The 3026-nt window shown below is 51.8% G+C and carries 1 protein-coding gene; it reads left to right on the top strand.

Annotated elements, in window-relative coordinates; translation table 11 throughout:
* Nucleotides 1-86 precede the first annotated feature (86 nt).
* Nucleotides 87-3026 (top strand): C25 family cysteine peptidase (locus tag ACEW8P_RS07845; RefSeq protein ID WP_373512539.1); only part of this gene is annotated, 2940 nt, incomplete at its 3' end.

Genomic DNA, 3026 nt, shown 5'->3' with positions numbered 1-3026 from the left:
TACACTCCTATTAGCGCGCGAGCTTCTATTGTTCAATCCGCTCGAACGGACTCCAACTGGCGAGGAACATCAGTGCCTGTACTGATATGAAAAAAAAGATACTCATATTTCTACTGATTGGATTATCCACGGCTGTGGGCCAAACGCCTTATACTAACTCCTGGATAGATTACGATCAGCCTTATTTCAAAATTACAATTCCCAAAGCTGGCATCTACCAAATCTCGGCGACGGAACTCGACGCAGCCGGTTTTCGAACTTCACTGGCGCAGAAAGATTACATCCAGCTGTGGCATCGGGGCCGGGAAGTAGCCGTTCGGGTAGTAGGCGGCAATGACGGCAAGCTAGGTTCTGCGGGATACGTAGAGTTTTTTTCTCCTGGCAATACCGGCGAGCAGGATAGTCTGGTCTATCGACCCTATTCGGCTCGCCCCCCAACCACTTTTAGTCTGTACAGCGACGATGCTTACTATTTTCTGACCGTCAGTGCGACACGAAAAGGGAAACGCGTTCAGGAAATTTCTTTCATCAATACCGCCGCCAAGCCGGAGAAATTTCACCTGGAACGGCAAGTAAAAGAGTATCAGGAAGAATGGTCATTCAATAACAACAACGGATTTGTACCGAACTTACAGCATAGTTACTACGAGAGGGGAGAGAACTGGACGGGAAAAGTAGTTCGGGGGGATTCGCTGGCCAGTCATGTCGTACCGCTTACCAACCGGGTGAGTGATCCTGATTATCCCATTCGGATCAAAGCGTTGGTCAACGGGCGATATAGTACCTATCACCAGCTCAAATTTTTTGTTGGAACCCGCCAATTCGATACCCTTCAATTCATTGGATTCGACCACCGCAGCGTTCGGGGGATCGTGGCCGAAAACGAATTGAATGCTAATGACCAGTTCGTGCTGGCTATGCAATCGGAATCCAAAAGTTCGCTGGAACTCTATTCATTGACTCGCTACGAAGTAACCTATCCGCAGCGTTTTGTGCTGGCAGGGCAGGCAGGGAAATACTTCTACCTGATTCCCAATCCATCCAACGCATCGACCGTGGCAATAGAGTCGTTGACCGATACTGAGGGAGCTACCTCCCGAGCGTACGATGTTACCGATTTGGAAAATCCCCGATATTTGGAAAGTACGTATGAGAATGGTCAATTGAAAATGAATGTACCCGGGACGGCCACGGGCCGTACGCTGTATACTTCAAAACGTCCCCTAAGAACGGCGTCAGTCCAGGAAGTAACCTTCAAGCCCTATGCGACCGGGTTCGATTATGTGATTGTGACCCATAGTTTGCTGGAAAGTTCTGCCCAAGCCTACGCAGAGTACCGACGGTCGGCGGCCGGGGGCAGTTTTGGCGTGCTGGTAGCCGATGCAAAGCAACTTGACGATCAGTTTAACTACGGGGAAAGAGGGCCGCTGGGTATCCGCAATTTTCTGTACTACCAGCTAAAAGCTGGCAAAAAGGATAAGTACCTGTTGCTGATCGGCAATGGCATAAGCTTTCCCGATGTGCTGAAAACCTGGGCTGACCGCGACTACGTACCCACCTTTGGGTATCCGGGTTCGGATGTGCTGCTGTCGGCGGGACTGGGAGGAGGGCAGCCCGACAGCGAAACTTACCGCACGGGCCGTCTGAGCGCTTCCACCAACCAACAGGTGCTAGCCTACCTCGACAAGATCAAAGAGGTGGAAGGGGCAGAAGCTGATTTATCGACTAAGAAAGTACTGCATATGAGCGGGGGCAAATCGGTGGAAGAAATTTCCCGGCTCAGAACGATCCTGGGCACTATGGAACCCCTGGTCGAGGATGCGTACCTGAAAGGCTCGGTGGAGACGCTCGTCAAGCGAACTACCGAACCGGTAGAAGATGTGAACATTTCCCAGCAAATGAATGCGGGCCTTGGCCTGGTGACTTTCATAGGACACGCTTCGCCCACCGTACCTGATCTCAATATCGGCTTTGCCTCCTCTCCTGCCTCCCAAGTGAACAATAAAGGAAAATACCCCTTCATGTATTTCAACGGCTGCGGAGTAGGTAACGTATTTTTCCGTTACGAAACGCTGGCCACGGATTGGCTTATGGCAACCGACAAGGGAGCAATCGGGGGACTTTCCAATTCTTACTGGAGCTATGCGCCTACGTCGGCCAAGTACCTGACAAAACTGTATCAGGCGTTGTTTGTGGAGGATGCCACCCTCGGACGGCCCATCGGCGAGGTCTTACAAAAAGTGAGTCACGATATTGCGGTTGGCTCGCCTGACCCCTACGATATCGCCAACATCCACCAACTCATTCTTCTTGGTGATCCGGCTTTTGTGGTGTTCAGAATCAGCAAGCCCGACTATTCGATAAATACCAAGGGCCTTTTTGTCCAAAGCAAAAACCCCTCACTGGCGTTAGGGAAGGCAGATTCCATTCAGGTGGGCCTAGTGCTGGCCAATGTGGGAAAGTCGGAGTCGAACCGCACGATAAGTGTTCGCCTCAAAAGAACACCTCTTAGTGGTTCTGCGGTAGTGTCGCAGCATATCGTTCGTGCTCCTGCGCTTCGGGATACCATCTATCTGACATTCCTGAACAGCGGCCCACTTTCGGAGGTAGAGGTGCTAGTGGATGACAAAAAGGAAGTGGACGAGCTTCGGAGGGATAATAACCTGGCATTGCTCGCACTGGATTGGGATCGGGCAGCGGCCTCGGTGGTCTATCCGGCCTCCGTCCGGCCTGATCGGTTGAACCCGGTCATGCAGGTGACTGTGAACGGGACGATACCCGCCAACGACGCCAGAGTCGGCGCAAACCCCACGGTGGAAGTATTATTGAAAGACGAAAACCCGCTGGCCCTCGATTCCGGTCTGATCGAATTTTATCTGAAAGCCTGCGACAGTTGCGAGTTCAAAAAAATAGAGGCCGGGCAAATTAATTATCTGCTGGACGACGACAATAGCCTGCGAGCCACCTATCAGGCATCGGGCGGACCGGGAACGTATACTTTGTTGGTTCAGGGAAAAGACAGGAGC

Origin of the sequence: Persicitalea sp. (assembly GCF_041751555.1) — a bacterium.
Taxonomy (GTDB): Bacteria; Bacteroidota; Bacteroidia; order Cytophagales; family Spirosomataceae; genus Persicitalea.
Note: the sequence above shows the minus strand (reverse complement) of the source record. Positions and strands in the feature narration are given on the sequence as shown.